This window comes from Burkholderia sp. APQ4-4ca (assembly GCF_057837105.1).
Genome location: NZ_JBYQCG010000248.1, coordinates 43954 through 70826, shown reverse-complemented (window position 1 = coordinate 70826; position 26873 = coordinate 43954). Strand labels below are relative to the sequence as shown.

Sequence of the window (26873 nt, the reverse complement as noted above, 5' to 3'; positions counted from 1 at the left end):
TGGGCATGGAGACTGGACGGAGACGACACATGACGGTACAGGCATTCCTGGACGCACGCGACTTTCTGCTGCGCCATCGCACCGACTACGACACCGCGTATCGCGATTTCGCATGGCCGGTGCTTGATGCGTTCAACTGGGCGCTCGACTACTTCGACCCGATGGCGCGCGGCAACGACCAGCCCGCGCTGTGGATCGTCGACGCCGCGACCGGCACGGGCGATCCGTATTCCTTCGCGCAGATGTCCGAGCGTTCGTCGCGGATCGCGAACTGGCTGCGTTCGATCGGCGTCGTGCGCGGCGACCGCATTCTGCTGATGCTGCCGAACCGGGTCGAGCTGTGGGATGCGATGCTGGCCGCGATGAAGCTCGGCGCGATCGTGCTGCCCGCCACCACGCAACTGTCGCCCGACGACGTGCGCGACCGCGTGCAGATCGGCGGCGCGACCTACGCGATCGTCGACGAAAACGAAACCGCGAAGTTCGAGCAGGCCGGCCTCGGCCTCAAGCAGAAGATCGTCGCCGGCGCGCCGCGCGAAGGCTGGCTCGCGATGAACGACGGCTACGCGGCAAGCGCCGCGTTCGAGCCGGATGCCGTCACGCACGCGAACGATCCGATGCTGCTGTACTTCACGTCGGGCACGACGTCGAAGCCGAAGCTCGTGGAGCACACGCACCGCACCTATCCGGTCGGCCATCTGTCGACGATGTACTGGGTCGGCCTTCAGCCGGGCGACATCCACTGGAACATCAGCTCGCCGGGCTGGGCGAAGCACGCGTGGAGCTGCTTCTTCGCGCCGTGGAATGCGCAGGCCTGCGTGTTCGCATTCAACTATGCGCGTTTCGAGCCGAAGGTCGTGCTCGATGCGCTCGTCAAATACCGGGTGACGACGCTGTGCGCGCCGCCGACCGTGTGGCGCATGCTCGTGCAGCAGCCGCTCGCGTCGTTCGACGTGAAACTGCGCGAGATCGTGGGCGCGGGCGAGCCGCTGAATCCGGAGATCATCGAGCGCGTGAAGAAGGCGTGGAACATTTCGATTCGCGACGGCTACGGCCAGACCGAGACGACCTGCCTGATCGGCAACTCGCCGGGCCAGCCGGTCGTCGCCGGTTCGATGGGCCGGCCGCTGCCCGGCTACCGGATCGCGCTGCTCGACCCGGACGGCGCGCCGGTGACCGAAGGCGAGGTCGCGCTGCCGAGCGGCGACGACGTCACGCGCCCGGTCGGGCTGATGAAAGGCTATGCGAACAATCCCGACGCGACGGCCCACGCGATGCGCGACGGCCACTACCGCACGTCGGACATCGCGATGCGCCGCGACGACGGCTACTACGTCTATATCGGCCGCGCGGACGACGTGTTCAAGTCGTCCGACTATCGGCTGAGCCCGTTCGAACTGGAAAGCGTGCTGATCGAGCATCCGGCGATCGCCGAGGCGGCCGTCGTGCCGAGCCCGGACCCGGTGCGGCTGTCGGTGCCGAAGACGTTCATCACGCTGCGCCAGGGCTATGAAGCAAGCCCTGCGCTCGCGCTGGAGATTTTCCGTTTCTCGCGCGAGAAGCTCGCGCCGTACAAGCGTATTCGCCGCCTGCAATTCGCGGAGCTGCCGAAGACGATCTCGGGGAAGATCCGCCGCGTCGAGCTGCGCCGCCGCGAGATCGAGCGCGGCGACGATGCGACCGAGCGCATGCCCGGCGAGTACTGGGAAGAGGATTTCGCCGCCGAACTGAAATGACCGGCCGCGGGCCGCGCGCCGCATTTTTCGGCGCGCCGTCCGCAGTCGCACTGAACCGAACCGGCCGCGCGTTGCCTGATGCCACGCGGCTCACTGCAAGGAGAAAACGCTGATGAACGCGAATCCGACGCCCCGCACGGGGCAAGACGTGCCGACGGTCAAGCTGCTGATCGACGGCGCTTTCGTCGAGTCCGCCACGAGCGAGTGGCGCGACGTCGTCAACCCGGCGACGCAGCAGGTGCTCGCGCGCGTGCCGTTCGCGACCGTCGCGGAAGTCGACGCGGCGGTGCGGGCCGCGCACGCCGCGTATGCGACGTGGAAGAACACGCCGATTTCCGCGCGCATGCGCATCATGCTGAAGTTCCAGGATCTGGTGCGCGCGAACCAGCCGCGCATCGCGAAGACGCTGACGGCCGAGCAGGGCAAGACGATTCCCGATGCCGAAGGCGACATCTTCCGCGGCCTCGAAGTGGTCGAGCACGCGTGCTCGGTCGGTACGCTGCAGCTCGGCGAATTCGCGGAGAACGTCGCGGGCGGCGTCGACACCTACACGCTGCGTCAGCCGATCGGCGTGTGCGCGGGCATCACGCCGTTCAACTTCCCTGCGATGATTCCGCTGTGGATGTTCCCGATGGCGATCGTGTGCGGCAACACGTTCGTGCTGAAGCCGTCCGAGCAGGACCCGATGTCGACGATGGAACTCGTCGAACTGGCGATCGAGGCCGGCGTGCCGAAGGGCGTGCTGAACGTCGTGCACGGCGGCAAGGAAGTGGTCGATGCGATCTGCACGCATCCGCTCGTGAAGGCGATCTCGTTCGTCGGCTCGACGGCCGTCGGCACGCACGTGTACAACCTCGGCAGCCAGAACGGCAAGCGCGTGCAGTCGATGATGGGCGCGAAGAACCACGCGATCGTGCTGCCCGACGCGAACCGCGAGCAGGCGATCAATGCGCTCGTCGGCGCGGGCTTCGGCGCGGCCGGCCAGCGCTGCATGGCGACTTCCGTCGCGGTGCTGGTCGGCAACGCGCGCGAATGGCTGCCCGATCTCGTCGCGAAGGCGAAGACGCTGAAGGTCAACGCGGGCTCCGAAGCGGGCACCGACGTCGGGCCGGTGGTGTCGCGCGGCGCGAAGGCGCGGATTCTGTCGCTGATCGACATGGGCATCAAGGAAGGCGCGAAGCTCGAACTCGACGGCCGCGACGTGAAGGTCGCGGGCTTCGAGGAAGGCAACTTCATCGGCCCGACGATCTTCTCCGGCGTGACGACCGATATGTCGATCTACACGCATGAAATCTTCGGCCCCGTGCTGGTCGTGATGGAGGTCGACACGCTCGACGAAGCGATCGCGCTCGTCAACGCGAACCCGATGGGCAACGGCGTGGGCATCTTCACGCAGAGCGGCGCGGCCGCACGCAAGTTCCAGAGCGAGATCGACGTCGGGCAGGTCGGCATCAACATCCCGATCCCGGTGCCCGTGCCGTTCTTCAGCTTCACCGGTTCGCGCGGCTCGAAGCTCGGCGATCTCGGCCCGTACGGCAAGCAGGTCGTGCAGTTCTACACGCAGACCAAGACGGTCACCGCGCGCTGGTTCGACGACGACACGACGGCCGGCCCGGTGAACACGACGATCCGGCTGCATTGAGCGGCGGAGGAAACCAACATGAAGATCGGATTTATCGGCCTCGGCCACATGGGCGCGCCGATGGCGCTGAACCTGCTGAAAGCCGGCCATGACGTGCACGCGTTCGACCTGAGCGCCGACGCGTTGCGCGCGCTGCAGGACGCCGGCGCGCAGGTGGCCGCATCGCCGCGCGACGCGGCATCGGGCGCGACGTTCGTGATCACGATGCTGCCGGCCGCGCCGCACGTGCGCTCGGTGCTCGCCGGCGAGAACGGCGTGCTGGCCGGCCTCGGCGCGGGCGCGACCGTGATCGATTCGAGCACGATCGACCCGGCGAGCGCGCAGGCGTTCGGCGCGCTGGTGCGCGAGCACGGCGGCGCGTTCGTCGATGCGCCGGTGTCGGGCGGCACCGGCGGCGCGGCGGCTGGCACGCTGACCTTCATGGTCGGCGGCAGCGATGCGGATTTCGAACGCGTGAAGCCGGTGCTCGCCGGGATGGGCAAGAACATCGTCCATTGCGGCGCGACGGGGATGGGGCAGGTCGCGAAGGTCTGCAACAACCTCGTGCTCGGCATCTCGATGGCGGCGGTGTCGGAGGCGATGTCGCTCGGCGTCGCGCTCGGCATCGACCCGAAGGTGCTGGCCGGCATCGTCAACACGTCGACGGGCCGCTGCTGGAGTTCGGACACCTACAACCCGTATCCGGGCGTGATCGAGACCGCACCGTCGTCGCGCGGCTACACGGGCGGCTTCGGAACCGACCTGATGCTGAAGGATCTCGGCCTCGCGAACGATGCGGCGAAGCAGGCGCGCCAGCCCGTCTATCTCGGCGCGCTCGCGCAGCAGCTGTACCAGACGATGAGCAGCCGCGGCGACGGCCAGCTCGATTTCTCGGCGGTGATCCGCTTGTACCAACCGGCCACCAAGAAGGACGCGTAATGATCGAACTCGACTACGTCGACGACGGCGCGATCGCGTGCGCGACGCTCAAGCGTCCGCCCGCGAACGCCTTTACCGCCGACGGGCTGCAGCAATTGCAGCAAACCGTCGCCGAACTGAATGCGAACCCGCGCGTGCGCGCGCTGGTGATCACCGGCGACGGCCCGAAATTCTTCAGCGCGGGCGCCGACCTCAACACGTTCGCCAACGGCGACCGCGCGGTCGCGCGTGCAATGGCGTCGCGTTTCGGCGCGGCGTTCGAGGCGCTGCACGACGCGCGCGTCGTGACGATCGCGGCGATCAACGGCTATGCGATGGGCGGCGGTCTCGAATGCGCGCTCGCGTGCGACCTGCGGATCGCCGAGACGCATGCGCAGATGGCGCTGCCCGAGCCGTCGGTTGGCCTGCTGCCGTGCGGGCTCGGCACGCAGACGCTGCCCTGGCTCGTCGGCGAAGGCTGGGCGAAGAAGATCATCCTGACCGGCGCGCGCGTTGACGCGGCTACCGCGCTGCGGATCGGCCTCGTCGAGGACGTGGTGGAAAGCGGCGCCGCGCGCGATGCGGCGCTCGCGCTGGCGCGCAACGTCGCGCGGCAAAGCCCGCATGCAGTCGCCTACAGCAAGGAGCTGATCGGCCTCGCGCGCCGCGGCGTACCGCGCGGCGCGGCGCTTGCCGTCGAGCGCGAACGCTTCGTCGACCTGTTCGACACGGCCGACCCGCGCGAAGGCGTGGCGGCGTTCCTGGGCAAGCGCGCGCCGCAATGGCATACCGATGGAGAGCCGCAACGATGAGCACGCCGGTGACGAATCACGACGTTTTCGCGGAGCATGCGCCCGAGGTGCTGTTTCGCGTGGTGAACCGCGTGGCGCTGATCACGCTGAACCGGCCGGCCGCGCTCAACGCGCTGTCGTACGCGATGATCGGCGAACTCGCGGCGCTGTTCGAGCGCTGCCGCCACGACGACCAGATCGTCGCGGTCGTGCTGCGCGGCGCGGGCGAGAAGGGCTTCTGCGCGGGCGGCGACGTGCGTGCGTTGTACAAGATGGTCGCGCAGCGCGAAACGTGGCTGCCGTTCTTCGTCGACGAATACCGGCTCGATTACGCGATCCACGCGTTCCCGAAGCCGGTGGTCGCGCTGATGGACGGCGTGACGATGGGCGGCGGCATGGGCCTCGCGCAGGGCGCGGCGCTGCGTGTCGCGACCGAGCGCAGCAAGATCGCGATGCCGGAAACGCGCATCGGCCTGTTGCCCGACGTCGGCGCGACGCATTTCCTGTCGCGCATGCCGGTCGAACTCGAACTGTACGTGGGGCTGACCGGCGCGATGCTGTCGGGCGCCGACGCGCTGAGCGCGAAGCTCGCGGATCTGTGCGTGCCGTCCGCGTGGCTCGACACGTTCGAGACGCGTATCGAAAGCGTCAAGTGGGACGGCGACGCGCTGCCGTTGCTGCGCAAGGTGTTCGAGCCGCCGTGCAACGTGGTGCCGCATGCGGCGCTCGACAGCCAGATGCCGTGGATCGTCCGCCACTTCGACAAGCGCTCGACCGTCGAGCGGATCGTCGCGACGCTCACGCAGGATCTGGCGCGCGACGAGCTGGCGCGCGAGCAACGCCAATGGCTGCAGGCGACGCTCGATGCGCTCGCGAGCCATTCGCCGACGATGCTCGCCGTGACGCGCGAGGCGCTGCTGCGCGGCCGGCAGATGACGCTCGCGGAGTCGTTCCGGATGGAGCTCGGCATCGTCGCGCGGGCGATCGAGGAAGGCGATTTCTGCGAAGGCGTGCGCGCGCATCTCGTCGACAAGGATCGCAAGCCGCGCTGGGCGCCGGCGTCGCTCGTCGAGCTGCGCGCCGAACGCGTGCGGCATTTCCTGACGTCGCCGTGGAAGCTGTTCGCGCATCCGCTCGCCGATCTCGGCGCGGCGTGACCCTTACGTGATGGCCCGACGCGCCGCACGGCGCGTCGGTTTCCACTCGTCTCAGCGCGCTTCGTCCGGGCGTTCGATCATCGGCGGCACCGCCTGCGCGAGCGCGTCGATCACGCAGCGGGTCTTGCGCGGCAGGTAGCGCGTTTTCGGCCAGATCGCGTGAATGTCGCCTTCGCAGACGAAGCAGCGATCGAGTACGACCATCATCTCCCCGCGCTTCACGTAATGGTCGAGCAGCCAGCTCGGCACCCACGCGATCCCGAACCCGGCCGCGCCGGCCGCGGCGATCGCCTGCACGTCGTCGAAACTCAGTTGATGCGGCATGTCGATCCGCACCGTCGAGCCGTCCGGCGCGCGCAAATCCCACGGCTGCACCACGCCCGAACGCGAATACGCGATCGTCCGGTGATGCTTCAGATCGTCGAGCGTTTTCGGCATCCCGTAGCGCGCGAGATACGATGGCGCCGCGCCGAGGCTGCCGTATTGCGTGCCGAGCCGCCGCACCGCGAGGCTCGTGCTGTCCGCGAGCGTGCCGATTCGCACCGCCAGATCGATCCCTTCCTCGACGAGATCGACGAAGCGGTCGGTGATCGACACGTCGATCCGCAGGTGCGGGTAAGTGCGCGCCAGGTCGAGCACGATCGGCGTCACGCAGTGGTGCCCGAACGCGAGCGGCACGCTCAGCCGCAGCTTGCCGCGCGCCTCGTGGCGGCCGCAGTCGAGATCGGCTTCCGCCGCTTCCAGCTCCGCCAGCGCGCGCACGCAGCGGTCGTAGTACGCCTGGCCGTCGTCGGTCAGGCTCTGGCTGCGCGTCGTGCGCTGCAGCAGCCGTGCGCCGAGCCGCTTCTCGAGCCGCGCGATTGCCTTGCCGACCGCCGAGCGCGTCATGTCGAGCCGCTCCGCGGCCAGCGCGAAGCTGCCCGATTCCACGACCTGGACGAAGGTCGTGACGCCGTCGAGTCTGTCGGTCATCGTGAGTTGCGTGTTGGGTCGATTGGGTCCTGGGATTCCCCAGTGCGCGGAAATACGTGCGTCAATGGGGAGATGGGTTCTCACTATAGTACCGATTCCCGCCCAGCGTGCGTCGCCGGCCGCACGCGGCGAATCTCACTGACCTGGAGGCGCGCGGCCTGTCGCCGGGCCGCCGCGCAATACGCATGACGCCATCCGACTCCCGCAGGAATGCGGTCGCGCTCGCGGCCGTCTGTCTCACGTCGCTGATGTTCGGCCTCGAGATCTCGAGCGTGCCGGTGATCCTGCCGACGCTCGAACACGTGCTGCATGGCGATTTCAACGGCATGCAGTGGATCATGAACGCGTACACGATCGCGTGTACGACGGTGTTGATGGCGGCCGGCACGCTCGCGGACCGGTTCGGCCGCAAGCGCGTGTACGTGGTCGGCACCGTGCTGTTCGGCGCGACGTCGCTGCTGTGCGGGCTCGCGCCGAACGTGCCGGTGCTCGTCGCGGGCCGGCTGTTGCAGGGCGCGAGCGGCGGCGCGATGCTGATCTGCCAGATCGCGGTGCTGTCGCATCAGTTCCGCGAAGGGCGCGAGCGCGGCCGCGCGTTCGGGATCTGGGGGATCGTGTTCGGCATCGGGCTCGGGTTCGGGCCGATCGTCGGCGGCGTGATCGTCGCGCTGGCGAGCTGGCCGTGGGTGTTCCTCGTCCATGCGCCGCTCGCGGCCGTCGCGCTCGTGCTGATCGGCGGCGCGGTGCAGGAATCGCGCGATCCGCATGCGGGTGCGCTCGACGTCGCGGGCATCGTCACGCTGTCGCTCGCGGTGCTCGGCCTCGCGTTCTACATTACCCAAAGCGCCGAACTCGGGCTCACGAGCGGGGCCGGCCTCGGCGTGCTCGGCGCGACCGTGCTCGCGGTAATCGGCTTCGTCATCGCGGAGCGCGCCAGCGCGCGGCCGATGTTCGACTTCTCGGTGTTCCGGATCCGCGCGTTCACCGGCGCGATCTTCGGCTCGATGGGGATGAACTTCAGCTTCTGGCCATTCATGATCTACCTGCCGATCTGGTTCCAGGTCGCGCTCGGCTACGACAGCGTGACGGCCGGCCTCGCGTTGCTCGCGTACACCCTGCCGACGCTGATCGCGCCGCCGTTCGGCGAACGGCTCGCGCTGCGCTACGGGCCGGGCGTCGTGATTCCAGGCGGCCTGTTCACGATCGCGGCCGGTTTCGTGCTGATGCGGCTCGGCAGCGCGGCCGATCATGCGAGCTGGCTGACGATGCTGCCGGGCTGTGTGATCGCCGGCATCGGGCTCGGCCTGACGAACACGCCCGTCACCAACACGACGACGGGCGCGGTGCCGAGCGCGCGGGCCGGGATGGCGTCGGGCATCGACATGAGCGCGCGGATGATCTCGCTCGCGCTGAACATCGCGACGATGGGCTTCGTGCTGGTGGCGGGGATCGTCGCGAGCCTGAAGGGCGGGCCGGCCGGCGCGATCGGCGGCGCGGCGCTGCGCCGGCTCGCGCAGGAAATCGCGGCGGGCCGCACCGACGGGTTGCAGGCGATCGCGCCGGCGCTCGCGCAGGCCGATCCGAGCGGCGCGGCGCTGCACGCGGCGCTCGTGCACGGCTTCGGCTGGGTGATGATGTACGGTGCGGCCGGCGTGGCCGTGCTCGCGGCCGCGAGCGCGGTGGCGTTCGCGCCGGCGCGGCGCGGGGCCGCCGTGTGCGAATGACGCGGCCGGCGCGCGGCGCGTGGCGTGCGACGGTGGTCAGGAAGTCCCGCCGCCGAGCGCGCGGTACAGCTTCATCTGGTTGTTGAGCCGGTTCAGGCGCGTCAGTTCGTCGGCGCTTTGCGCACTCCTCAGCACCTGCTGCTGGTCGAGCCACGGTTGCACGGCGGTCGCGCCGGCCGCGAAGCGCGCGGCGGCGAGCCGTTCGGCGCGCTGCGCCTGCGCGAGCGACAGCGCGCGCTGTTCGGCTTCGCGTTCGAGCTGCACGCGCGCGGACAGCGCATTCTCGACTTCCGCGAGCGCCGTGTAGAGCCGCTGGCGGAATCCGGCCACCGCTTCCTCGTATTGCGACTTCGACACCCTGATCTGCAACTGCATCGTGTTCCACTGGATGAACGGTAGCGCGAGGCCGAGCCCGAGCGTGCCGACCGGGTTCGTCAGCACGCGCTCGAGGCTCGTGCTCGTCGTGCCGGCGCTGCCGGTCAGCGTGAAGGTCGGGTAGAAGCTCGCGCGGGTCGCGTCGACCTGCGCGAGCGACTCGCGCAGCCGGAATTCCGCCGCACGCAGGTCCGGGCGCCGGCCGAGCAGGCTGGCCGGCAGACCGGCCGCCACGTCGGGCGGTGCGGCGTTGGGCAGCGCCGCCGGTTCGGCCGCGAGTTGCTGCGGCGGCCGATCGAACAGGATCGCGAGCGCGTGGCGGTTTTCGGTGCGCTGCTGGATCAGCTGCGTCTGCGCCGCGCGCTGCGCGGCGAGGCTCTGTTCGGCCTGCGCGAGGTCGAGCCCCGACACGGCGCCGGCCGTATGCCGCGACCGCACCAGCGCGAGCGTGCGCGCCACATACGCGATGTTCGCGTCGCCGAGCGCGATCTGCCGGTTCAGATAGCCGAGCTGCCAGTACAGCGCTGCGGTCGTGCCGATCAGCGACAGCCGCGCGGCTTCGAGATCGGCGGCCGTCGCGTCGGCTTCCCAGCGCGCGGCATCGCGCAGCGCGGCCAGCCGGCCCCACAGGTCGATTTCGTAGCTGAGCGAACCGTTGATACCGCTCGAGCGGCTCGTCCGGTGCGTATCAAGCGTGCGCGACACGGCGCCGTTCGCGCCGAGCGTCACGTTGGGCGTCAGGTTCGTATCGACGAGCCCGGCCTGCAACTGCGCGCGATACACGCGGATCGCCGCGATCGCGAGGTCGCTGTTGGCGCGCAGCGCGTCGTCGATCAACGCGTCGAGTTGCGGATCGCCGAAGCTGCGCCACCAGTCTCGCGTGGCGGCCGGCGCGTCGGCCGCGACCGGCGCGGCCCAGCTCGCGGGCATCGCGACGGCCGGCAGCGGATCGTGGCGCGCACCCGCACAGCCGGCGAGCAGCGCGGCCGCGCACGCGAATGCGCCGAGCCGACGTGGCGGGAAGGAATGCGTGATGGCCATGTTTCGTCAGTCGCGCGCGAGCGCATCGATCGGATCGAGCCGCGACGCGTTGCGCGCCGGCATGAACCCGAAAATCACACCGGTGAGCGTCGAGCATACGAACGCGGTCACGATCGCGCCGGCCGAGAACACCATCTTCCATTGCGCGACGAACATCGAGAACAATGCGCCAAGCCCGAACGACAGCGCGATGCCGATCGTGCCGCCGAGCAGGCACACGAGCACGGCCTCGACGAGGAACTGCTGCAGGATGTCGGACTGGCGCGCGCCGACCGCCATCCGGATGCCGATCTCGCGCGTGCGCTCGGTGACCGACACCAGCATGATGTTCATCACGCCGATCCCGCCGACGACGAGCGAGATCACCGCGATCAGCGACAGCAGCAGCGTCAGCGACTGGCCGGTTTTCTCGACGGTCTTGACCACGCTGTCCATGTTGTACGTGAAGAAGTCCTTGCGGCCGTGGCGCTGGATCATCAGCGTCTCGAGGCTTTTCTCGGCGGCGGCGCTCGGCTGCCCGTCGCGCACGCGCACGGTGATGCTGTCGAGATAGCGCTGGCCGAACAGGCGTCCGCTCGCGGTCGTGTACGGCAGCCATACGTTCAGGCTCTTCACGCTGCCGAATGCGCTTTTCTTGTCGGCGGTCACGCCGATCACGACGCACGGCACGTTGTCGACCAGGATCGCTTCGCCGACCGGATTGCGCGTCGCGCCGAACAGCTTGCGGCGCGTGTTCTGGTCGATCACGGCCACTTGCGCCTGGCGGCGCACCGCATCGTCGTCGAACGGGACGCCGAGCGCGAAACGCATTCCGCGCGCGTGGAAGTAGCTGTCGCCGACGCCGCTCACGAGCGCATGGACGTCGATGTTGCGGTAGCGCAGCAGCAGCGTGCGCGACGTTTCGGGCGTCGCGCTGTCGACGTACGGCTGCTCGGCGAGCGCGGCGACGTCGGCGGGCACGAGCGTCTGGATCGTGTCCGCGCGGCTGTCGCCCCAGTCGGTGCCCGGATAGAGGCTGATCGTATTGGTGCCGATGCTGCCGATTTCTTCGAGCATGTAGCGTTTCGCGCCTTCGCCGATCGCGACGATCGATACCACCGACGTGATGCCGATGATGATGCCGAGCATCGTCAGCAGCGTGCGCAGCCGGTGCGACACGAGCGCGATCCACGCCATCCGGCACGCTTCGGCGAAGCGACCGGTGCCGGCGGCGAAGCGTCGGGTGCGTGGGGCGGGATCGGTGTCGGCGTTGGTGTTGGCGTTGACCGGCGAGGGTGCATTCTCGGAGTCCAGTGCGAACGGCGTGTCGGTTGCCGTTTCGGGCGTTGCTGCCGTCGCGGCCGCGCCGACGCCAGATTCCGCGAGCGCTTCCGCATAATGACGATTCGACCGGTCGGCGACGATCTCGCCGTCGCTGATCTCGACGATGCGCCGCGCATGGCGCGCCACGGCCTTGTCGTGCGTGACGATCACGATCGTATGGCCGAGCGCGTTCAGCTCGTGCAGGATGCGGATCACGTCCTGGCCGCTTTTCGTGTCGAGCGCGCCGGTCGGTTCGTCCGCGAGGATCACCTGGCCGCCGTTCATCAGCGCGCGCGCGATGCTCACGCGCTGCTGCTGGCCGCCGGACAGTTGCCCGGGCCGATGATGCGCGCGATCCGCGAGGCCGAGCCGCGCGAGCAGCGCGCGGGCGCGGGCGTACCGCTCGGCGCGCGGGGTGCCTGCATAGATCGCCGGCATTTCGAGGTTCGCGACCGCGTCGACGTGCGGCAGCAGGTGATAGCGCTGGAACACGAAGCCGAAGTGTTCGCGGCGCAACTGCGCGAGCTCGTCGCTGTCGAGCATGTGCGTGTCGCGCCCGCCGACCGTGTACGTGCCTTCGCTCGGATGGTCGAGGCAGCCGAGGATGTTCATCAGCGTCGACTTGCCGGAGCCCGACGCGCCGACGATCGCGACGATCTCGCCCGCATCGATCGACAGGTTGACGTCGTTCAGGACGACGACGTCCTTGTCGCCGGCCGGAAAGCGTCGCGTGACGGCAGCGAGTTTGAGCAGGGGCTGGCGCATCGTCACACCACGTCCGACAGCGGGACGCGTTCGTCCGCCGATGCTTCGCCGATCACCACGCGCTCGCCGTCCTTCAGGCCGGCCAGCACTTCGACGCGCACGTTGTTGTTGATGCCGATGCGGATATGGCGCGTTTCCGTGCTGCCGTCGGCGCGCAGCACGCGTACCGCGACGGTGCCGTCCTTGCGCTTCTCGCCGAGCGCGGCGGCCGGAATGATCAGCGCGTTGCGCGCGTCGCCGAGCACGATGTTGACCTGCGCGGTCATCGCGATGCGTAGCCGGTGCTCGGGATTGGGCACGTCGAACAGCGCGTTGTAGAACACCGCGGCGTTCGGCTTCGCGCTGCCGCCGCCGAGCGGGCTTTGCGCGTCGGCGTAGTTCTGGGGCGCCGGTTCGATCGCGCGCAGCTTGCCGTAGTGCCGCTTGTCCGGTTCGCCGAGGCTCGTGAAATACGCGGTCTGGCCGGCGCTCACGCGAACCACGTCGGCTTCCGACACCTGTGCCTTCACGGTCATCGTGTCGAGATTCGCGAGCTTCAGGATCACCGGCGCCTGCTGCTGCGCGATCACGGTCTGGCCTTCCTGCGTGACGATCGCGACGACCTGTCCGTCGATCGGCGCGACGATGCGCGTGTAGCCGAGGTTGGCCTGCGCGGTCTCGATCTGGATGCGCGCCGAACGGATCTGCGCGGCGAGCGACGCGAGGGTCGCTCGCTGCACGTCGAGCGTCGCCTTCGCGGCCTCGAACGATTCGCGCGACGTCGCGTCGTCGGGCAGCATCGCCTGCTGGCGGCTAAACGCGAGTTCGGCTTGCGTCAGCTGCGCAGCCGCCGATTGCTGCTGCGCGCGCAGGCTTTCTTCGCTGGCGCGCGCCTGGCGCAGCGCGTTTTCCGAGATCACGGGATCGATCTCGGCGAGCCACTGGCCCTTCGTGACCTTGTCGCCGAGCTTGACCTTCAGCGTTTTCAACTGCCCCGACACCTGCGCGCCGACGTCGACCTGCCGGAACGCCTGCAGCGCGCCGGTCGCGAGCACCGCGTTCTCGAGATCGCCGCGCGTGACGGGCGCGGATAGGTATTGCGGATGCTTGTCGGGCGCGCAGGCCTTCAGCGTGACGCCGACGGCGATCGCGACGACGGCAACGGTAGCCAGCACGATGCGCCGGCGGCGATGGGTCTTCTGGGTCATGAGCATGCAGCGAGGATGTAGCAGGCGCCGGCGTTGCGTGCGGCCGAACGGAACGATCCGGGCGGCGTCGGTCGGGCGTGTTCCCCGCGGCGGAAGCCGCGTACGCATCGCGCGGGCGTGCCGAATCGAATCAGGCGCTCATGGTAAGGGAGGAATTCGCGCCGTATCGTGTGGAAATTGTGCTGAATTGTGCGGACACCGTACCAATGCGGTGGGCCAGCGCGCGCAATTGTTGCGATCTGTGAAAAAGCAGCGCCGGGCGCTACCGCTGCGCGGCGACGATCGCCATCATCGGCCGGTCGCGTTCATCGTCGAGCACGGGTAGCGCATCGACCTGCTCGGGCGTCGGCCGCCATTCGTTGAGGTGCGTGAGCGTGAAGCCGCGCGATTCCGCGCGCTTATGGCCGGCGTCCGCCCGCGCCGATCCTGCGCTGCGTGTCGGCGTCGACGATCTCGCGGATCGCGCGGAACAACGGCGCGGCGTCGGTATAGCGCCGGCCGTAGCCGAGATTGAACGCATAGTCGAAATCGGGCGGATTGCTGCCCTGGTTGTGCTGCAGGATCGTTTCGAGCTTGTCGAGCGCCTTCGCCGCGCGGGCCTCCGGCGACGCGGCCGCCTCGTATTCGTCCCACAGCGCGACGATCTCGTCGCGCAGCGTGCGGTCGAGCGACGCGGTCAGCGTCAGCAGATCGTCGCGTTCGTGTGCGCTCTTGTCGGGGTGCGCGGCCTGCTCGATCGCGAGGATGTCGCCGTGCAGCGCCTCGCCGAGGTCGTGGACGACGCACAGTTTCAGCAGCTTCAGCGTGTCGACGCCCGGCAGCGCGTCGGCGAACACGAGCGCCATCAGGCACAGCCGCCAGCTATGTTCGGCCGTGCTTTCCGCGCGTCCGGCGGAGGTATGGCCGCTGCGCAGCACGTCCTTCAGGCGTTCGGCTTCGCGCAGGAAATCGAGCCGCGCGTGGATCGTGTCGGGATTCATGGTCGGTGTCCTTGCGATGAGCCGTCAAGCGTACGCCGGCCGGCCGCGCGTCGTCCACGCATGAAATATGCGCGGCGCGTCAGCGGGCGTCGAGCGTTTCCACGAGCCGCACGGCCGCGCCGTCCGACAGCGTCATCCGCGTCCACCGGCATCGGCTGCCGCGAATCGGCACGACGCGCGACGCATTCGCGCCGGTGTCGAATTCCACGCTCGGCGGCCCCGCGCGATCATGCCAGCCGAGTGGGTCGAGCGCGGCTTCCATGCGCACGATTTCCGGCGTCGCGTAGCGCCACAGCGACGTGCCGAGCAGCGTCGAAAGCGGCTGCGAGAACTCGGTCGCGCGGGCCGGCGAACTGGCGAGCAGACGGTGCGTGAGGTCGCAGACGAGATGCATGCGGCCCGCGCTGCCGGCGATCAGCCGCGCGAGTGCGCGGTCGCCCGCCGAATCGAGGCGCGCGGCGAGCAGCCGTTCGGCCGTCGCACGCTCGTCGGGCGACATCTGCTGAAGGCCGGCCTCCCAGCGCGAAATCGTCGATTGCGCGACGCCGAACAGTTCGGCCGCGTGGCTTTGCTTCACGCGGTGCAGCGCGCGCCAGCGCTTCAGTTGCGGGCCGAGCGAGGACGAATGAAGCGGTGAGGCGGTCATGGCGATGCTCCTGTTGCGGCCGTGCCGGGCGCGCCGTTACAGCGCCGTTACATGATCCGGATGCCGCCGCTTGCCTGGATCGCGATTGCCGCGAACGGCACGAGCACGATGCCGCCCAGCACGAGTACGCCGTCGGCGGCCACCGTGATCGGCGTCGCGAGAATCCGCAGACCCATGCCGACGACGGACGGCGATTCCTTGATGTACACCGAGTACGGGCGGTTGAAGGGTTGCGCGGCCGCCTTGTCCTTCTCGACGAAGCCTTCCGTCGAGTAGCGCTTGCCTTCGATGTCGCCTTCGAGCACGAGGCCGGCCGGCTCGCTGGCGAAGCCGTCGGCGGAGGCGGCCCGGCGATCGTCGTCCGATGCGTCGTTCGGCAGCACGATCCGGTAATGCCCGGTGACGCTGCCGCCGCTCGCATGAAAGTCCGCGAATGTCGTGCGTACCGATTTCCGGTAGCCGGACAGCAGGACGGGCCGCAGTCGCGCCGGCAGCTCGAAGATGTAGTGGTAGCGCGTGCCGAGGACGACCAGTTTCTTGCCGTCTTCGGTCATCATGAAGGCGGATACGTGTTCGCTGTACCCGTCGTTCTTGTACAGTTTCGGCGTGAAGCAGCCCGACAGCGCAACGCTGCTCGCGGCGACGCCGGCGGCCAGCAGGCGCCGGCGCGTGATGGATAGGCTCATTTCTTGTTGTCCCGTCTGTGCGGTTCGGTTTGGTTGGGTGGCTTTCGCCCTCGGAAGCCGGATTCTCGCGTATCCGCCGCACGTTGTCGAACCGGGAATCTGTCGTGGCGGCGGGCAGCCGTGCGCATCCGCACGCCATCGACACCGTTTTCGCGACGCTTTCAACCGGTCCCGCCATATCTTATTATTCGGCCAGAGCGGTGCGTGCCGGCCGCATCGATCATGTCGACGACATGACGGGCCGGCAACGATGGCCGCCTTCCGGCCGGCGCGTCGCCCGATGCGCGGTCGGCACGACAGGGAACGCGAGGCCGCGCGTGTCCCGAAAGAAGAGACGAGGGCGCAATGGTACGACTGGTGTTGCTGCTGCTGGGCATCGAATATCTGCGAACCCGCTGGCGCGGGCTGACCGTGCTCGGCTGGCTGTGGGTCGTCGCGGGTGTCGGCATTTTCGTCGACGCACTCGACGGTGCGCTGCATTTTCCGATCGAGCTGTTCGCGTGGCTGTTCCTGATCGAAGGGCTCGCGACGCTCGCGGTGGCCGGCAGCGGTGTCGGCGGGCAACGCATCCTGCGCTACGTGAAGGGCCTCGCGGTCGTGGTGGCCGCGGGGCTCGTGTTTGCCGGCCATCATCACGGCCACTTCCTGCTGTCGATGATCTTCGGCACGCTGTTTCTCGTCGACGGGCTGCTCCAGTGCACGTCCGCATGGATGGTGCGCTATCGCCGCTGGCACGTCGCGTTCGCGTGGGGCGTCGTCGAGATCCTGCTGGCGATCTTCTTCTTCCAGCCGTACCCGACGCACTACGCGGGCACCGTGCCGTACTGCCTCGGCCTGCTGCTGATGTTCGGCGGCATGCACCTGCTGAGCCTCGCCGCACGCGTGCGGCGGCTGACGCGCAACCCGGCGTTCGTGACCTCGCCCGCGCCGGCGCTCGCGCCGGATCTCGACGATGCGCAGGGCCTCCCGCAGTTCGCGCAATCCGAATGGGACGGCCCGCCTGCCGACGGCGAGCGGGCGCTCACCGTGCACGTATGGACGCCGACCGGTACGTCGAAGGCCGAAGCGCAGCGCTATCCGGTGATCGACCGCTACATCGCGGCGGTGGACGTCAACGGCGTGATCTCGACCGGCCATGCGGCGCTGGAATCGCCGGAGGGTATCTACATCAGCCTGTATCCGGGCGTCGAAATCGATCGTTCTCCGGACGAATTCACGCGCATCCTGCGCGCGACGCGCGAGAACGACGTGCCCGGCCTGTTCCAGCCCGACTATGCGACCGAGTCGAAAGCGTGGTGCCCGTCGACCGTGCGCGTGCGCATTCGCAACTACGATCCGGCCAAGCTCGATGCGTTCTGGTCGTCGTACCGGCGGAACACGACGTACAACCTCACGTACCGCAACTGCTCGAGCACCGTGTCGAATGCGCTCGAGGCCGCGCTCGACGGCGCGGTGTGGCGGCTGAAGGGCGCGCGGGCCGGGTGGGGCGCGTTCGTGCGGCTGCTGCTCACGCCCGAGCTATGGGTGGCCGCACAGATCCGCAAGCGCGCGGTGACGATGGCGTGGACGCCCGGGCTCACGCTCGACTATGCGCGCGCCCTCAGCATGCTCGCCGATCCGCGTCCGTTCGCGTGGTGGAAGGTCGCGCGCTCGGCGGTAAGCGCGATCATGGCGTCGCGCCGCGCGTGGCGCGAGCAGGACAGCGCGGCGCTGTCGCCAGGCGGCTCGGAGGCTGCGTCGATGAAGTGAAACGCGTGGCGCCGGACGAGGGCCCGGCATCACGAGGGGCGCTACCGGGCGGCCCGGCGAGAGTGCCCGTTATAACCACCCACGGACGACGACGATGAACGAGACGAGAGCGTTCCGCATGCTGACTCCCGCCGCGCTGACGCTGGTGCTGGCGCTGGCCACTGCCGGCCTCGCGCAGGCGGACACGGACGAAGTGCCGCGCATGAGCAACGACGTGTACCGGATGTCGGTGTCGTTCTGCTCGCACGTCGCGGCCGCCGAGAAGCTCGCGTGCCAGGGCGACATGATCGCCGCAGGCAGCCGGATCGTCGCGGCGATCGGCGGCCTGCCGCCGGCTTCCGCCGCCGCGATCGACGAAGGCGCGCGCAACAAGCTGCCGCCGGCCGAGCGCAACGGGATCGAGCCCGTCGAGCCGGCCGCAATCGACAAGGACGACACGCTGGCCGGCCTCGCCGGCATGGTGCGCCTGTGCGACGTGTACGAGCCGGAACCGGCGGCGCGGGCGCGGCATCACGCTGCGCTGCAGCAGAAGGCGCCCGATGCCGCGGCGCGTGTCGAGGCGTTGCTGACCGATCCGTCGACGGCCGCGCGTCGGCGCGTCAGCGTCGGCGTGTGGCAGATCCTCTCGCTCGAGGGCCCCGAGGCGTCGGCGCGCGCGTGCACGCAACTCGGCACCTGAGCGAGCCGCGCATTCTTTCGTGCACCTTCACATTCGTGCCACGTTGCGGCGGCAACAATCGCGGGCAGACATTCGACAATCTTGCGGCGCATCCCGCGACCGCAAGCCTTTTCCGAGGAAACACGCCATGCTCAAGACGCTCGCCCGCGCCGCTGCCGCACTCGCCGTCGCTTCCGTTTCACTGCACGCCGCCGCGCAGACCAGCTACGACTACCTGCTGCTCGCCGCCTCGTGGGAGCCCGGCTTCTGCGCGTCGCACGACACACCGGAATGCACGAACCTCGCCGGCTCGTATGCTGCGACGAGCCTGTCGCTGCACGGGCTGTGGCCGAACCGCTACGACGGCAACCAGCCGTTCTACTGCGGTGTGCCGCAGAACGACATCGACCTCGACAACGCGCACCAGTGGTGCAGCATGGACGCGTATCCGATCAGCAGCGCGACGCGCAATACGCTGTCGACGTACATGCCGGGCGTCGCATCGTGTCTCGACAAGCACGAATGGTTCAAGCACGGCACCTGTTCGAATTCGGCGACGCCCGATGCTTACTGGAACCAGGCGTCGGGCATGATCAGCCGGCTCGGCAACACGTCGTTCAACGCGTTCCTGCAGGCGAACGCGGGCAAGACGGTCACGCGTAACCAGTTGCTGTCGGCGTTCGAAGGCGCGTTCGGCAGCAACACGCGCAGCGCGGTGTCGTTGAAATGCACGAAGACGAATGGGGTGAGCTACTTCACCGAGGCATGGATCGCGGTGAAGACGAACGCGACCGCGCAGTTTCCGAGCGCCGCGTCGCTCGTGACCGACGGCAATACGCAGGGCACGTGCCCGACGTCGGGGGTGTTTATCGCGAAGTGAGGGGCGTGGATGACGTGCGCGCTATCGCGCACGTCGCGGGATGTGGGCGCGCGAGGATGTCGGGCGCGCCGTCGATGGCGCGCGTGCACGTTTGTCGGTCGGCGAGACACACTCGCGTCCTGCATTGAGCGGCTGCGCTCACTGCGCCGCGCAGGGCGCGCCGAACCATCGCGTGACCGCCTGCGTGGCGGCGTCGATGTCCACGCCCGCATCGTCGCCACAGGCCCACGCGACGAAACCGTCCGGGCGCGCGAGCACCGCACGTAATCCGAGCCGGTCTTTCGCGTCGCTCGCGATATAGGCGATGCGGTCGCGCCAGCGGCCTGCCACGGCCCGAAGCGGCTGGTCCGCATCGAAGTCCAGCAGCACGCCCTTGCCGTGCCTGGCGTGTGCGCCGAGCCGCGTGCCGCCGGCCAGTTCGAAGTCCGGCACGCTGCGGCCCATGAGCGGATGGCCGCCGCCGAGATCGTATGCGAGCGACACGCCCCACAGGCGTTCGGCGAAGTACGTCGCGCCGTCGCGCGTGTCGACGAGATCGCGCATGATCGCCGCGAGCGCGCGCGAGCCCGGGGAGGGCCGCATCAGCGCGACCTGCGCACGCGACCAGTCGAGCACGCGCGCGCCCACCGGATGCCGTTCGTCCGTGTAGCTGTCGAGCAGCCCGGCCGGTGCGTTGCCGCGAATCGTCGCGGCCAGCTTCCAGCCGAGATTCATGGCATCGCCGAGCCCGAGATTGAGCCCCTGCCCGCCGAGCGGCGAGTGGATGTGCGCGGCATCGCCCGCGAGCAGCACGCGGCCGTTGCGGTACGTCGATGCCTGGTACGCGCGATCGGTCCACGTGGCGGCGAGCCGCAGCGCGGTCAACGTGACGCCGGTGCCGGACACGCGGCGCAGCACGGCCTGCGCATGTTCAAGCGTGATCGGCCCGCTCCGGTGGAACGCGCCACCGTCGAACTCGACCAGCGCGACGGTTCCGGGCGGCGTGTACGTATACATCCCGGCCGGCGTGGGGTGACGGCCCGGCAGCAGCACGCCCGGATCGGTGAACTCGGCTTCGATCGAGTAGCCGGTGAACTCGGCGTCGGTGCCGGCGAACGCGAAGCCGCCGGCCTTGCGGACCGCGCTTCGGCCGCCGTCGCAACCGACGAGCCAGCGTGCGCGGAAGGTTTCGCCGCCCGCGTGCAGCGTGACGCCATCGTCCGACTGCTCGAAGCCCTCGACGGCAAGGCCGCGCCGAATCTCGACGCCCGTTGCGTGCGCACGGGCGGTCAGCACGGATTCGACCCGCGCCATGTCGGTCGCCATGTGCGTGCCGGCCGGGCCGGGCAGGTGGTACGGCCACTGAGACGCATCGATGTCGTCGTGGAAGAACGGGATGCCGGCGAAATGGCCGGCCGGCCGACGCGCTTGCTGCATCCAGTGCGCGGCGTCCGTTGCGCGGGACGGCAGCGCGATGCCGTCGAGCAGGCCGCGACGGTAAAACGCATCGATGGTCGGCGCGGACAGGCCGCGCATGCCGAACGGGAGGTGCTTCAGCGGGGAGGCCGGATCGTCCGCCTGCTCGACCACCAGCACGGATGCACCGGCAAGGCGCAGCTCGCACGCGAGAAACAGGCCGACAGGGCCGGCTCCGGCAATCACGACATCATGGGACACGGGCAGATTCATCGGTGGCTCGGTTTCAGGCCAGGGCGACCCGGTGTGGTCGAAAGGGCGGTACACGACGGCATCGCGCCCGCGTTGGGAAACTTGTGGAACGTTGTTCCAACGGCGAGATATTGGAACGCTGTTCCAGATGTGTCAAGCTAGCGCGCATGAAGACCACCAACCGGACCGAGCGGCGCGCGCACGCGCTGTCGAAAGAGCGGATCGTCGAGGCCGCGATCGCGATCCTCGACCATGCGGGCGAGGGCGCGCTGACCTTTCGCGCGCTTGCCGCGCATCTGGCGACCGGAAGCGGCGCGATTTATTGGCACGTCGCAGACAAGCACGACCTGCTCGCGGCGGCCGCGGATCAAGTGATCGCGGCCGCGCTGACGGACGTGCCGGCGGAGCGTGACGGCGATGCGGCGGAAGCGGTCCGGTGTGTCGCGCTGCGCCTGTTCGACGCGTTCAGCGCGCACCCGTGGGTGGGTGCGCAGTTGTTCCGTGAACCGTGGCAGCAGGCGGTGCTGCGGATCCTGGAGCGCGTCGGCGGGCAGCTTCAGGCGCTGGGCGTGCCCGAGCCCGCGCAATTCGATGCGGCGTCGGCATTGATGCACTACATCTTCGGGCTGGCCGGCCAGTACGCGGCCGGTGCGCGGCTGCATTCGCGCGACACGAGGCAGCCGGAGATCGTCGCGGCAGTTGCCGAACGGTGGGCCCAGCTCGAACCGGCGCAGTATCCGTTCGTGCGGAAGGTGGCGGCACAACTGGCCGCGCACGACGAGCGTGCGCAGTTCCTGGCCGGCATCGATCTCATTCTTGCGGGGATTGGGGCGGCGGCCCGGTAAGCCCGCTGTCGGATGGATGGTTTCGAACGGCGTGCGACGAGTGCGTTGTCACGCCAGCAACCGCAGTGCATCCGCGAGCGACAGCACCGTCGTGCGCGATTCGAACGCGGTAGCGAACAGATGCTCGTGGACGATCGGGTCCGGGTCGTAGCAGCAATCCTTGACCGTGTAGAGGCGGAAATCGGCGTCGCTCGCGTGCGCGATCGACGACAACATCACGCCGGTCGACGCGATGCCGACCATGATCAGCGTATCGACGCCTCGTGCGGTGAGACGCGCCTGCAGATCGGTGCCGAAGAACACGCTTGCGCGGTGGGCGAAAATCAGCGGTTCGTCGGGCCGTTTGGCAAGTTCCGGGGAAGGGCCGTCGTTGATGAACAGGCCGAGTTGCTTGATGCCCTGGCCGTTCTTGTTCAGCGGGCTGACTTCCGGATAGCCGGGGCTGAACCTCAGATTCGCGAACCAGACGCCGACGCCGGCAGCGCGTGCCGCGTCGCAGAGACGGCGCGTATTGGCGAGCAATTCAGGCGCGACCGACGGGAAGAGGCCGAGGATGTCGGTCTGGTAATGCATGACGAGCAGCGCGGTTTGGGATGGCGCGATCGAGGGAATCGGCGCGGATGCGCTGCTGCCGGCGTGTACGCGGGAAGAAGTTGCGACTTCTGATGCGTTGTCGTGATCCATGCGTGGCCTTTTCCAGTTACCGCCTTATCCATGCTTGCCGAAGAGCCTGAGATTACCGCCCTGTATCCCTCGATACCGTAATCTCTTTCCCGCGGAGTATTTCGTGGTCGCCCACACGTTGATCCACGGCCGAGATGCAGGTGAATCGTGCGAACGTGTCGAATTCAAACGCTCCTGTGTCACATTCAATACCGAAAACTTTCCACAAGCGGGGTAGTTCTCCCGAAATCGGCATTTCAACCGTGCCGCCCACAACGAGCGCCTTGACGTGGGTTCCCGCAGGGAGATCGAGTTCTCCGTCTCGAAGCCCGGACGCAAGCGTGCAGTCAACGGTGTCCTGAAATTCGTCGTAGTTGAAGGCGGAGCGTTCCTTGTGGTGCTTGAACGGACCCGGTGCACATTCGATCCCGGCGAGCGATGCCGGCTTCGCAAGCGTCCCATAAGCGACGTAACTCGTATTGTCGTCGGAACGATTGACGGCGAAGTCTCCGCTTACGGTCAGCCCCAGAAGCGGCGTGTTCGACGGGACGGTACCGCTTTTGACCGAATGTGGAGAATACACTTCGAGGACAACCGTTGAGCCCGGTGGGAACGTCATCCCGTCAAAGGTAGTTGCCCGCGTGAGGCGGTGGGTGTACCAGGCGCTTATTGCATGAGCATAGTTGTCGGTAATCGAACGATTGTTGAAAAGCACGATAACCTGCACGAACACCATGCAGCAGAGAAGGGCGACGCAGCGTCTCCAGGCTTTATGCGCACGAACGCGACCATTCAATCCGAAGGCCGCGACGATCAGCGTGAGCGGTACGGTCACGGCAAGCGCAAAAAAAGACAGGATCGCCAACGCCGATATTCCGTACAACGCGGCGTGGAAGTGCCATGAGTTACGCACACAGCCGGTGTCGGGCAAACATGCCGCGAATAGTGCTTATGCGTCGGGGCTGCTATTGAAAACACGATAATCCGCGCCGTTCGCCGAGTGTGATTTGCATATCCCCGTATCTTTGCAACGTTGGCGACAATGCTACTTGTGCGGCCGACTCGGTTATATCTGACTTCGCCTCTTCAAAAAATCGACCTTCCCGTATAAGTCGTCAACCACTCCAGCGCCAGCGTCCCCGCCAACGAATTCCCGTTCGCATCCAACCCCGGCGCCCACACGCACACGGCCATCTCCCCCGGCAGCACCGCCACGATCCCGCCGCCGACGCCACTTTTCGCCGGTAGCCCGACCCGATACACGAAATCGCCGGCCGCATCGTACGTCCCGCAGGTCAGCATCAACGCCGACAACCGCTTCGCGGAACTCGAATCGACGATCCGCTCGCCGGTTGCCGGCGCGACACCGCCGTTCGCGAGGAACAGCGCCGCGCTGGCCAGCTCCACGCAGTTCATCTCGATCGCGCACTGCCGGCAATATGCGTCGATCACCGTATCGGGCGGCATCTGCATGTTGCCGAAGCTCGCCATGAAATGCGCCATCGCACGGTTGCGCTCCGCGTGCTGCAACTCCGACGTCGCGACGCGCGAATCGTAGTCGATGTCGTTCGCGCCGATCAGCCGCCGCACGAATTCGACGAGCGCCGTCTCGGCCTTCACGAAGCGGCGGCACAGCACGTCGGTGACGACCAGCGCGCCGGCGTTGATGAACGGATTGCGCGGCTTGCCGCGCTCGCTTTCGAGCTGGACCAGCGAATTGAACGCGGTGCCGGACGGCTCGCGGCCGACCCGTTCCCACAGCGCGTCGCCCAGCAACTGGAACGCGAGCGTGCACGCGAACAGCTTCGAGATGCTCTGGATCGAGAAGCGCTCGTGCGCATCGCCGACCGTGTACGCGTTTCCGTCGAGCGTCACGACGGCCATCCCGAACTTGTCGGCGGGTACTTTCGCGAGTTCGGGAATGTAGTCGGCGACCCGTCCCTGGCCGATCCAGGGGGCGAGTTCGGTGTGGATGCGTTCAAGAATCGATTGGTAATTCATCACGTCAGGCAGGGTAGAAGCAGGGCCGGGATGCCGGCGAGCCCGTATGGAACCGTCCCGGCGCCGATTCGTCAAGCGCGGCCCAAATCGCGCCCTTATTTTCAAGGCCGGCAAACAGGCGAGCGGCGGGCGCAGTATCATGCGGTACGTTTCGGCCGAGGGCCGGCGTCCGGCACCCGCCGGCGCCGCCGTGGCTTTCCCGATGATCCGACCGCTGCCCATGTCTTTTCGCATCCTGCTCGTCGAAGACGACACCCGCTTGTCCACGCTGATCGCCGGCTACCTGCGCAAGAACGACTATGAAGTCGACACCGTGCTGCATGGTGACGCCGCGGTGCCGGCGATCCTGTCCATTCGCCCCGATCTCGTCATCCTCGACGTGAACCTGCCGGGCAAGGACGGCTTCGAAATCTGCCGCGAGGTGCGCAAGCAGTACGACGGCGTGATCATCATGGTGACGGCGCGCGACGAGCCGTTCGACGAGCTGCTCGGCCTCGAATTCGGCGCGGATGACTACGTGCACAAGCCGGTCGAGCCGCGCATCCTGCTCGCGCGGATCAAGGCGCAACTGCGCCGCGCGCCCGTGCGCCCGGCCGAGAGCACCGCGCCGCAGCCGGAGCGCTACGCGTTCGGCAAGTTCTCGATCGACCGCACCGACCGCACCGTCGTGCTGCCCGACGGCAGCACGCCCGATCTGACGTCCGCCGAATTCGACCTGCTGTGGGCGCTCGTGTGTCACGCGGGCGAAGTCGTGAGCCGCGACGATCTGATGCTGCAGTTGCGCGGCGTCGAATTCGACGGCCTCGACCGCACGATCGACGGGCGCATCTCGAAGCTGCGCCGCAAGCTGCGCGACGACGCAAGCAACCCGCAGCGGATCAAGACGATCCGCAGCAAGGGTTATCAATTCAGCAAGCACGCGTGGGAATGACGCCGCGCTCGCGCGACGCCGTCACGTTCCGCGCGGGCATTCGGCCCGCCGGCCGGGAGCCGCGATGATTCGACGAACCCGTTCGCACCCCGATGCACCGCCGCTGCCGACGCTGCGCTACGTCAAATGGCGCTGGCTGCATTTCCGTCGCGCGTGGACCGACACGCGCCCCGACCGCATCCCGAGCTGGTCGCGCCTGTACCTGCGCACCTATCTGCATCTGCTCGGCCTCGTGTTGCTCACCGCGCTGGTGCCCGCGCTCGCGCTGTGCGTCGTGTTGTCGCCGCAGGTCGTGTGGCATGCGTTCGACGCGCTGCCGGGCGACATCTGGATCGTGCTCGCGTTCGTGTTCACCGCGCCCGCGCTCGCCGCGTACCGGTGGATGCGGCCGGTCTGGTCGGATCTCGTGATGGTGCGCGAGCGTGCGATCGACTTCACCGGCGGGCGCTTCAACACGCGCGCGCGCGAATCGCACAGCGTGATCATCGGCCCGCTCGCGCGCACGCTGAATGCGCTTGCGATGCGCATGGAGCGGCTGATCGCCGCGCAGCGCGATCTGACGAACGGGATCTCGCACGAACTGCGCACGCCGCTCGCGCGCGTGCGCTTCGCGCTCGAAATGCTCCGCGAACCGGGTTCGGCGGCCGAATACCAGGGCGCGCTCGACAGCATCGCGCAGGACGTGACCGAGCTCGAGGAGCTGATCGACATGAGCCTCACGTATGCGCGGCTCGAATACAGCTCGCTGCAGTCGAAGCTCGAGTTGACGGCGCCCGTCGCGTGGTTCGAGCACCAGGTGAGCGACGCGCAACTGCTGTATCCGGACCGGGCGATCGAGGCGCGCGTCGCGATTGCACCGGATCTGCGCGTGAAGATGGACCGGCGGCTGATGTCATATGCGATGCGCAACCTGTTGCGCAATGCGAGCAAGTACGCGAACGCGCGGATCGTCGTCGGGATCGCGCTCGTGCACGGCAATATCGGGATCTTCGTCGAGGACGACGGCCCGGGCGTGCCGGAGAGCGAGCGCGAACGGATCTTCGACGCGTTCGTGCGCCTCGACCGTCGCACCGGCGGCTACGGGCTGGGCCTGTCGATCACGCGGCAGGTGCTCCACGCGCACAATGGCCGGATCGCGGTCGTCGATCCGGTCGAACTCGGCGGCGCGCGATTCGAGATCAGCTGGCCGGTCTGATCGCGCTGCGGCCCACGCCGGTTTTCGCGTGCGTTGCGTCATTTCTCTCCCTTTCCCCCCTTTTTCTTCGTCCTGTCGATGCGGGCCCGGCCTGTGATCGTCTGAAGATTCGTTGCACGACCGCGGCGTTGTGCATTACGATTGCAATTGCAACTATTCGGGCAGGTTGGCCGGCGCCATCGCAAGCAGCCGGCCTGCGACGCAGCAGCGAAGCCGGGCGGCCGCGCATGCCGTCCATCGTTCATGTATGTCTTGTCGGGTCACGCATCATGCGATTACTGAATATCGTGTCTTCCCCGCGCGGCGCCAGGTCGGCGTCGATCGCTGTCGCCAATGCGTTTGTCGACGCGTACCGCAACGCGGGTACGCCGATCGACGTCGATACGCTGAATGTCTGGGAGGA

23 protein-coding genes are annotated in these 26873 nt (G+C 68.1%); 12 read left to right on the top strand and 11 right to left on the bottom strand.

Annotated elements, in window-relative coordinates; all coding sequences use genetic code 11:
• Window positions 1–29: 29 nt before the first annotated feature.
• From AC3IFE_RS35085 to AC3IFE_RS35065, 5 genes are all read left to right on the top strand, one after another.
• On the top strand, window positions 30–1736 hold the full coding sequence (locus AC3IFE_RS35085; protein WP_489195074.1) for an AMP-binding protein: 1707 nt from the start codon (window positions 30–32) through the stop codon (window positions 1734–1736).
• Window positions 1737–1848: 112 nt separating this feature from the next.
• Window positions 1849–3378 carry a CoA-acylating methylmalonate-semialdehyde dehydrogenase gene (locus AC3IFE_RS35080; protein WP_489195072.1) on the top strand — a complete coding sequence of 510 codons (1530 nt, stop codon included), beginning with the start codon at window positions 1849–1851 and terminating at the stop codon, window positions 3376–3378.
• Between the two features lie 18 nt (window positions 3379–3396).
• The gene (gene mmsB / locus AC3IFE_RS35075; RefSeq protein WP_089470316.1) at window positions 3397–4296 is read left to right on the top strand and encodes a 3-hydroxyisobutyrate dehydrogenase; all 900 of its coding nucleotides are present in this window, start codon (window positions 3397–3399) and stop codon (window positions 4294–4296) included.
• Window positions 4296–5087 (top strand): enoyl-CoA hydratase, encoded by a 792-nt coding sequence (locus AC3IFE_RS35070; RefSeq protein WP_089470315.1) that lies wholly within the window; start codon window positions 4296–4298, stop codon window positions 5085–5087. Before mmsB ends, AC3IFE_RS35070 begins: the two co-directional genes overlap by 1 nt.
• The gene (locus tag AC3IFE_RS35065; protein ID WP_489195069.1) at window positions 5084–6223 is read left to right on the top strand and encodes an enoyl-CoA hydratase/isomerase family protein; all 1140 of its coding nucleotides are present in this window, start codon (window positions 5084–5086) and stop codon (window positions 6221–6223) included. Before AC3IFE_RS35070 ends, AC3IFE_RS35065 begins: the two co-directional genes overlap by 4 nt.
• 51 nt (window positions 6224–6274) lie before the next feature.
• Here the strand turns inward: AC3IFE_RS35065 and AC3IFE_RS35060 are convergent, their stop codons facing one another.
• Entirely contained in the window at window positions 6275–7195 is a 921-nt protein-coding gene (locus AC3IFE_RS35060) for a LysR family transcriptional regulator (protein ID WP_489195067.1), read from the bottom strand.
• Window positions 7196–7380: 185 nt separating this feature from the next.
• Between AC3IFE_RS35060 and AC3IFE_RS35055 the strand changes: the two genes are divergently transcribed.
• Complete coding sequence (locus AC3IFE_RS35055; protein WP_489195065.1) at window positions 7381–8919, top strand: MFS transporter; 1539 nt, start codon at window positions 7381–7383, stop codon at window positions 8917–8919.
• A 36-nt stretch (window positions 8920–8955) separates the two neighbouring features.
• Here the strand turns inward: AC3IFE_RS35055 and AC3IFE_RS35050 are convergent, their stop codons facing one another.
• The 6 genes from AC3IFE_RS35050 to AC3IFE_RS35025 all read right to left on the bottom strand — a co-directional run bounded on the left by AC3IFE_RS35050 (window position 8956) and on the right by AC3IFE_RS35025 (window position 15901).
• A complete protein-coding gene (locus AC3IFE_RS35050) occupies window positions 8956–10335 on the bottom strand; it encodes an efflux transporter outer membrane subunit (protein WP_489195063.1) in 1380 nt (459 codons plus the stop codon).
• 6 nt (window positions 10336–10341) lie between these two features.
• Complete coding sequence (locus AC3IFE_RS35045) at window positions 10342–12402, bottom strand: MacB family efflux pump subunit (protein ID WP_489195061.1); 2061 nt, start codon at window positions 12400–12402, stop codon at window positions 10342–10344.
• A gap of 2 nt (window positions 12403–12404) precedes the next feature.
• Window positions 12405–13589: a macrolide transporter subunit MacA gene (gene macA, locus AC3IFE_RS35040; protein WP_489195059.1), complete on the bottom strand. Its 1185-nt coding sequence runs from the start codon at window positions 13587–13589 to the stop codon at window positions 12405–12407.
• Between the two features lie 398 nt (window positions 13590–13987).
• Window positions 13988–14569: an HD domain-containing protein gene (locus tag AC3IFE_RS35035; RefSeq protein WP_489195058.1), complete on the bottom strand. Its 582-nt coding sequence runs from the start codon at window positions 14567–14569 to the stop codon at window positions 13988–13990.
• Between the two features lie 79 nt (window positions 14570–14648).
• A complete protein-coding gene (locus AC3IFE_RS35030; RefSeq protein ID WP_489195056.1) occupies window positions 14649–15215 on the bottom strand; it encodes a helix-turn-helix domain-containing protein in 567 nt (188 codons plus the stop codon).
• 47 nt (window positions 15216–15262) lie between these two features.
• Window positions 15263–15901 (bottom strand): hypothetical protein, encoded by a 639-nt coding sequence (locus AC3IFE_RS35025; RefSeq protein WP_089470305.1) that lies wholly within the window; start codon window positions 15899–15901, stop codon window positions 15263–15265.
• A 345-nt stretch (window positions 15902–16246) separates the two neighbouring features.
• Here AC3IFE_RS35025 and AC3IFE_RS35020 point away from each other — a divergent pair, with 345 nt between their 5' ends.
• The 3 genes from AC3IFE_RS35020 (at window position 16247) to AC3IFE_RS35010 (ending at window position 19188) form a co-directional block, all read left to right on the top strand.
• Entirely contained in the window at window positions 16247–17650 is a 1404-nt protein-coding gene (locus AC3IFE_RS35020) for an HdeD family acid-resistance protein (protein ID WP_301738247.1), read from the top strand.
• A 94-nt stretch (window positions 17651–17744) separates the two neighbouring features.
• Window positions 17745–18329 (top strand): hypothetical protein, encoded by a 585-nt coding sequence (locus AC3IFE_RS35015; RefSeq protein ID WP_489195053.1) that lies wholly within the window; start codon window positions 17745–17747, stop codon window positions 18327–18329.
• Window positions 18330–18456: 127 nt separating this feature from the next.
• Window positions 18457–19188 carry a ribonuclease T2 gene (locus AC3IFE_RS35010; RefSeq protein ID WP_006498851.1) on the top strand — a complete coding sequence of 244 codons (732 nt, stop codon included), beginning with the start codon at window positions 18457–18459 and terminating at the stop codon, window positions 19186–19188.
• Window positions 19189–19326: 138 nt separating this feature from the next.
• On the opposite strand, the gene AC3IFE_RS35005 is transcribed toward AC3IFE_RS35010, so the two are convergent.
• Window positions 19327–20856: an FAD-dependent monooxygenase gene (locus AC3IFE_RS35005; RefSeq protein WP_489195051.1), complete on the bottom strand. Its 1530-nt coding sequence runs from the start codon at window positions 20854–20856 to the stop codon at window positions 19327–19329.
• Between the two features lie 146 nt (window positions 20857–21002).
• Between AC3IFE_RS35005 and AC3IFE_RS35000 the strand changes: the two genes are divergently transcribed.
• Window positions 21003–21680 (top strand): TetR/AcrR family transcriptional regulator, encoded by a 678-nt coding sequence (locus AC3IFE_RS35000; RefSeq protein WP_489195049.1) that lies wholly within the window; start codon window positions 21003–21005, stop codon window positions 21678–21680.
• Window positions 21681–21728: 48 nt separating this feature from the next.
• On the opposite strand, the gene AC3IFE_RS34995 is transcribed toward AC3IFE_RS35000, so the two are convergent.
• From AC3IFE_RS34995 to AC3IFE_RS34985, 3 genes are all read right to left on the bottom strand, one after another.
• Window positions 21729–22364 carry a cysteine hydrolase family protein gene (locus tag AC3IFE_RS34995; protein WP_301738242.1) on the bottom strand — a complete coding sequence of 212 codons (636 nt, stop codon included), beginning with the start codon at window positions 22362–22364 and terminating at the stop codon, window positions 21729–21731.
• Between the two features lie 52 nt (window positions 22365–22416).
• Window positions 22417–23208 (bottom strand): hypothetical protein, encoded by a 792-nt coding sequence (locus AC3IFE_RS34990; RefSeq protein WP_489195047.1) that lies wholly within the window; start codon window positions 23206–23208, stop codon window positions 22417–22419.
• Between the two features lie 221 nt (window positions 23209–23429).
• Entirely contained in the window at window positions 23430–24344 is a 915-nt protein-coding gene (locus AC3IFE_RS34985) for a glutaminase (protein WP_489195045.1), read from the bottom strand.
• 220 nt (window positions 24345–24564) lie between these two features.
• Between AC3IFE_RS34985 and AC3IFE_RS34980 the strand changes: the two genes are divergently transcribed.
• Both AC3IFE_RS34980 and AC3IFE_RS34975 read left to right on the top strand, forming a co-directional pair.
• Window positions 24565–25275, top strand: coding sequence for a response regulator (locus tag AC3IFE_RS34980; RefSeq protein WP_489195043.1), 711 nt, complete (start codon window positions 24565–24567; stop codon window positions 25273–25275).
• 64 nt (window positions 25276–25339) lie between these two features.
• Window positions 25340–26470 carry an ATP-binding protein gene (locus AC3IFE_RS34975; RefSeq protein WP_489195041.1) on the top strand — a complete coding sequence of 377 codons (1131 nt, stop codon included), beginning with the start codon at window positions 25340–25342 and terminating at the stop codon, window positions 26468–26470.
• Window positions 26471–26873 lie beyond the last annotated feature (403 nt).

What these genes read in the sequence shown, in the direction of transcription:
- AC3IFE_RS35085 (WP_489195074.1), top strand. Translation starts at nt 30, where the DNA reads ATGACGGTACAGGCATTCCTGGACGCACGCGACTTTCTGCTGCGCCAT.
- AC3IFE_RS35080 (WP_489195072.1), top strand. Translation starts at nt 1,849, where the DNA reads ATGAACGCGAATCCGACGCCCCGCACGGGGCAAGACGTGCCGACGGTC.
- mmsB (WP_089470316.1), top strand. Translation starts at nt 3,397, where the DNA reads ATGAAGATCGGATTTATCGGCCTCGGCCACATGGGCGCGCCGATGGCG.
- AC3IFE_RS35070 (WP_089470315.1), top strand. Translation starts at nt 4,296, where the DNA reads ATGATCGAACTCGACTACGTCGACGACGGCGCGATCGCGTGCGCGACG.
- AC3IFE_RS35065 (WP_489195069.1), top strand. Translation starts at nt 5,084, where the DNA reads ATGAGCACGCCGGTGACGAATCACGACGTTTTCGCGGAGCATGCGCCC.
- AC3IFE_RS35060 (WP_489195067.1), bottom strand. Translation starts at nt 7,195, where the DNA reads ATGACCGACAGACTCGACGGCGTCACGACCTTCGTCCAGGTCGTGGAA.
- AC3IFE_RS35055 (WP_489195065.1), top strand. Translation starts at nt 7,381, where the DNA reads ATGACGCCATCCGACTCCCGCAGGAATGCGGTCGCGCTCGCGGCCGTC.
- AC3IFE_RS35050 (WP_489195063.1), bottom strand. Translation starts at nt 10,335, where the DNA reads ATGGCCATCACGCATTCCTTCCCGCCACGTCGGCTCGGCGCATTCGCG.
- AC3IFE_RS35045 (WP_489195061.1), bottom strand. Translation starts at nt 12,402, where the DNA reads ATGCGCCAGCCCCTGCTCAAACTCGCTGCCGTCACGCGACGCTTTCCG.
- macA (WP_489195059.1), bottom strand. Translation starts at nt 13,589, where the DNA reads ATGACCCAGAAGACCCATCGCCGCCGGCGCATCGTGCTGGCTACCGTT.
- AC3IFE_RS35035 (WP_489195058.1), bottom strand. Translation starts at nt 14,569, where the DNA reads ATGAATCCCGACACGATCCACGCGCGGCTCGATTTCCTGCGCGAAGCC.
- AC3IFE_RS35030 (WP_489195056.1), bottom strand. Translation starts at nt 15,215, where the DNA reads ATGACCGCCTCACCGCTTCATTCGTCCTCGCTCGGCCCGCAACTGAAG.
- AC3IFE_RS35025 (WP_089470305.1), bottom strand. Translation starts at nt 15,901, where the DNA reads ATGAGCCTATCCATCACGCGCCGGCGCCTGCTGGCCGCCGGCGTCGCC.
- AC3IFE_RS35020 (WP_301738247.1), top strand. Translation starts at nt 16,247, where the DNA reads ATGGTACGACTGGTGTTGCTGCTGCTGGGCATCGAATATCTGCGAACC.
- AC3IFE_RS35015 (WP_489195053.1), top strand. Translation starts at nt 17,745, where the DNA reads ATGAACGAGACGAGAGCGTTCCGCATGCTGACTCCCGCCGCGCTGACG.
- AC3IFE_RS35010 (WP_006498851.1), top strand. Translation starts at nt 18,457, where the DNA reads ATGCTCAAGACGCTCGCCCGCGCCGCTGCCGCACTCGCCGTCGCTTCC.
- AC3IFE_RS35005 (WP_489195051.1), bottom strand. Translation starts at nt 20,856, where the DNA reads ATGAATCTGCCCGTGTCCCATGATGTCGTGATTGCCGGAGCCGGCCCT.
- AC3IFE_RS35000 (WP_489195049.1), top strand. Translation starts at nt 21,003, where the DNA reads ATGAAGACCACCAACCGGACCGAGCGGCGCGCGCACGCGCTGTCGAAA.
- AC3IFE_RS34995 (WP_301738242.1), bottom strand. Translation starts at nt 22,364, where the DNA reads ATGGATCACGACAACGCATCAGAAGTCGCAACTTCTTCCCGCGTACAC.
- AC3IFE_RS34985 (WP_489195045.1), bottom strand. Translation starts at nt 24,344, where the DNA reads ATGAATTACCAATCGATTCTTGAACGCATCCACACCGAACTCGCCCCC.
- AC3IFE_RS34980 (WP_489195043.1), top strand. Translation starts at nt 24,565, where the DNA reads ATGTCTTTTCGCATCCTGCTCGTCGAAGACGACACCCGCTTGTCCACG.
- AC3IFE_RS34975 (WP_489195041.1), top strand. Translation starts at nt 25,340, where the DNA reads ATGATTCGACGAACCCGTTCGCACCCCGATGCACCGCCGCTGCCGACG.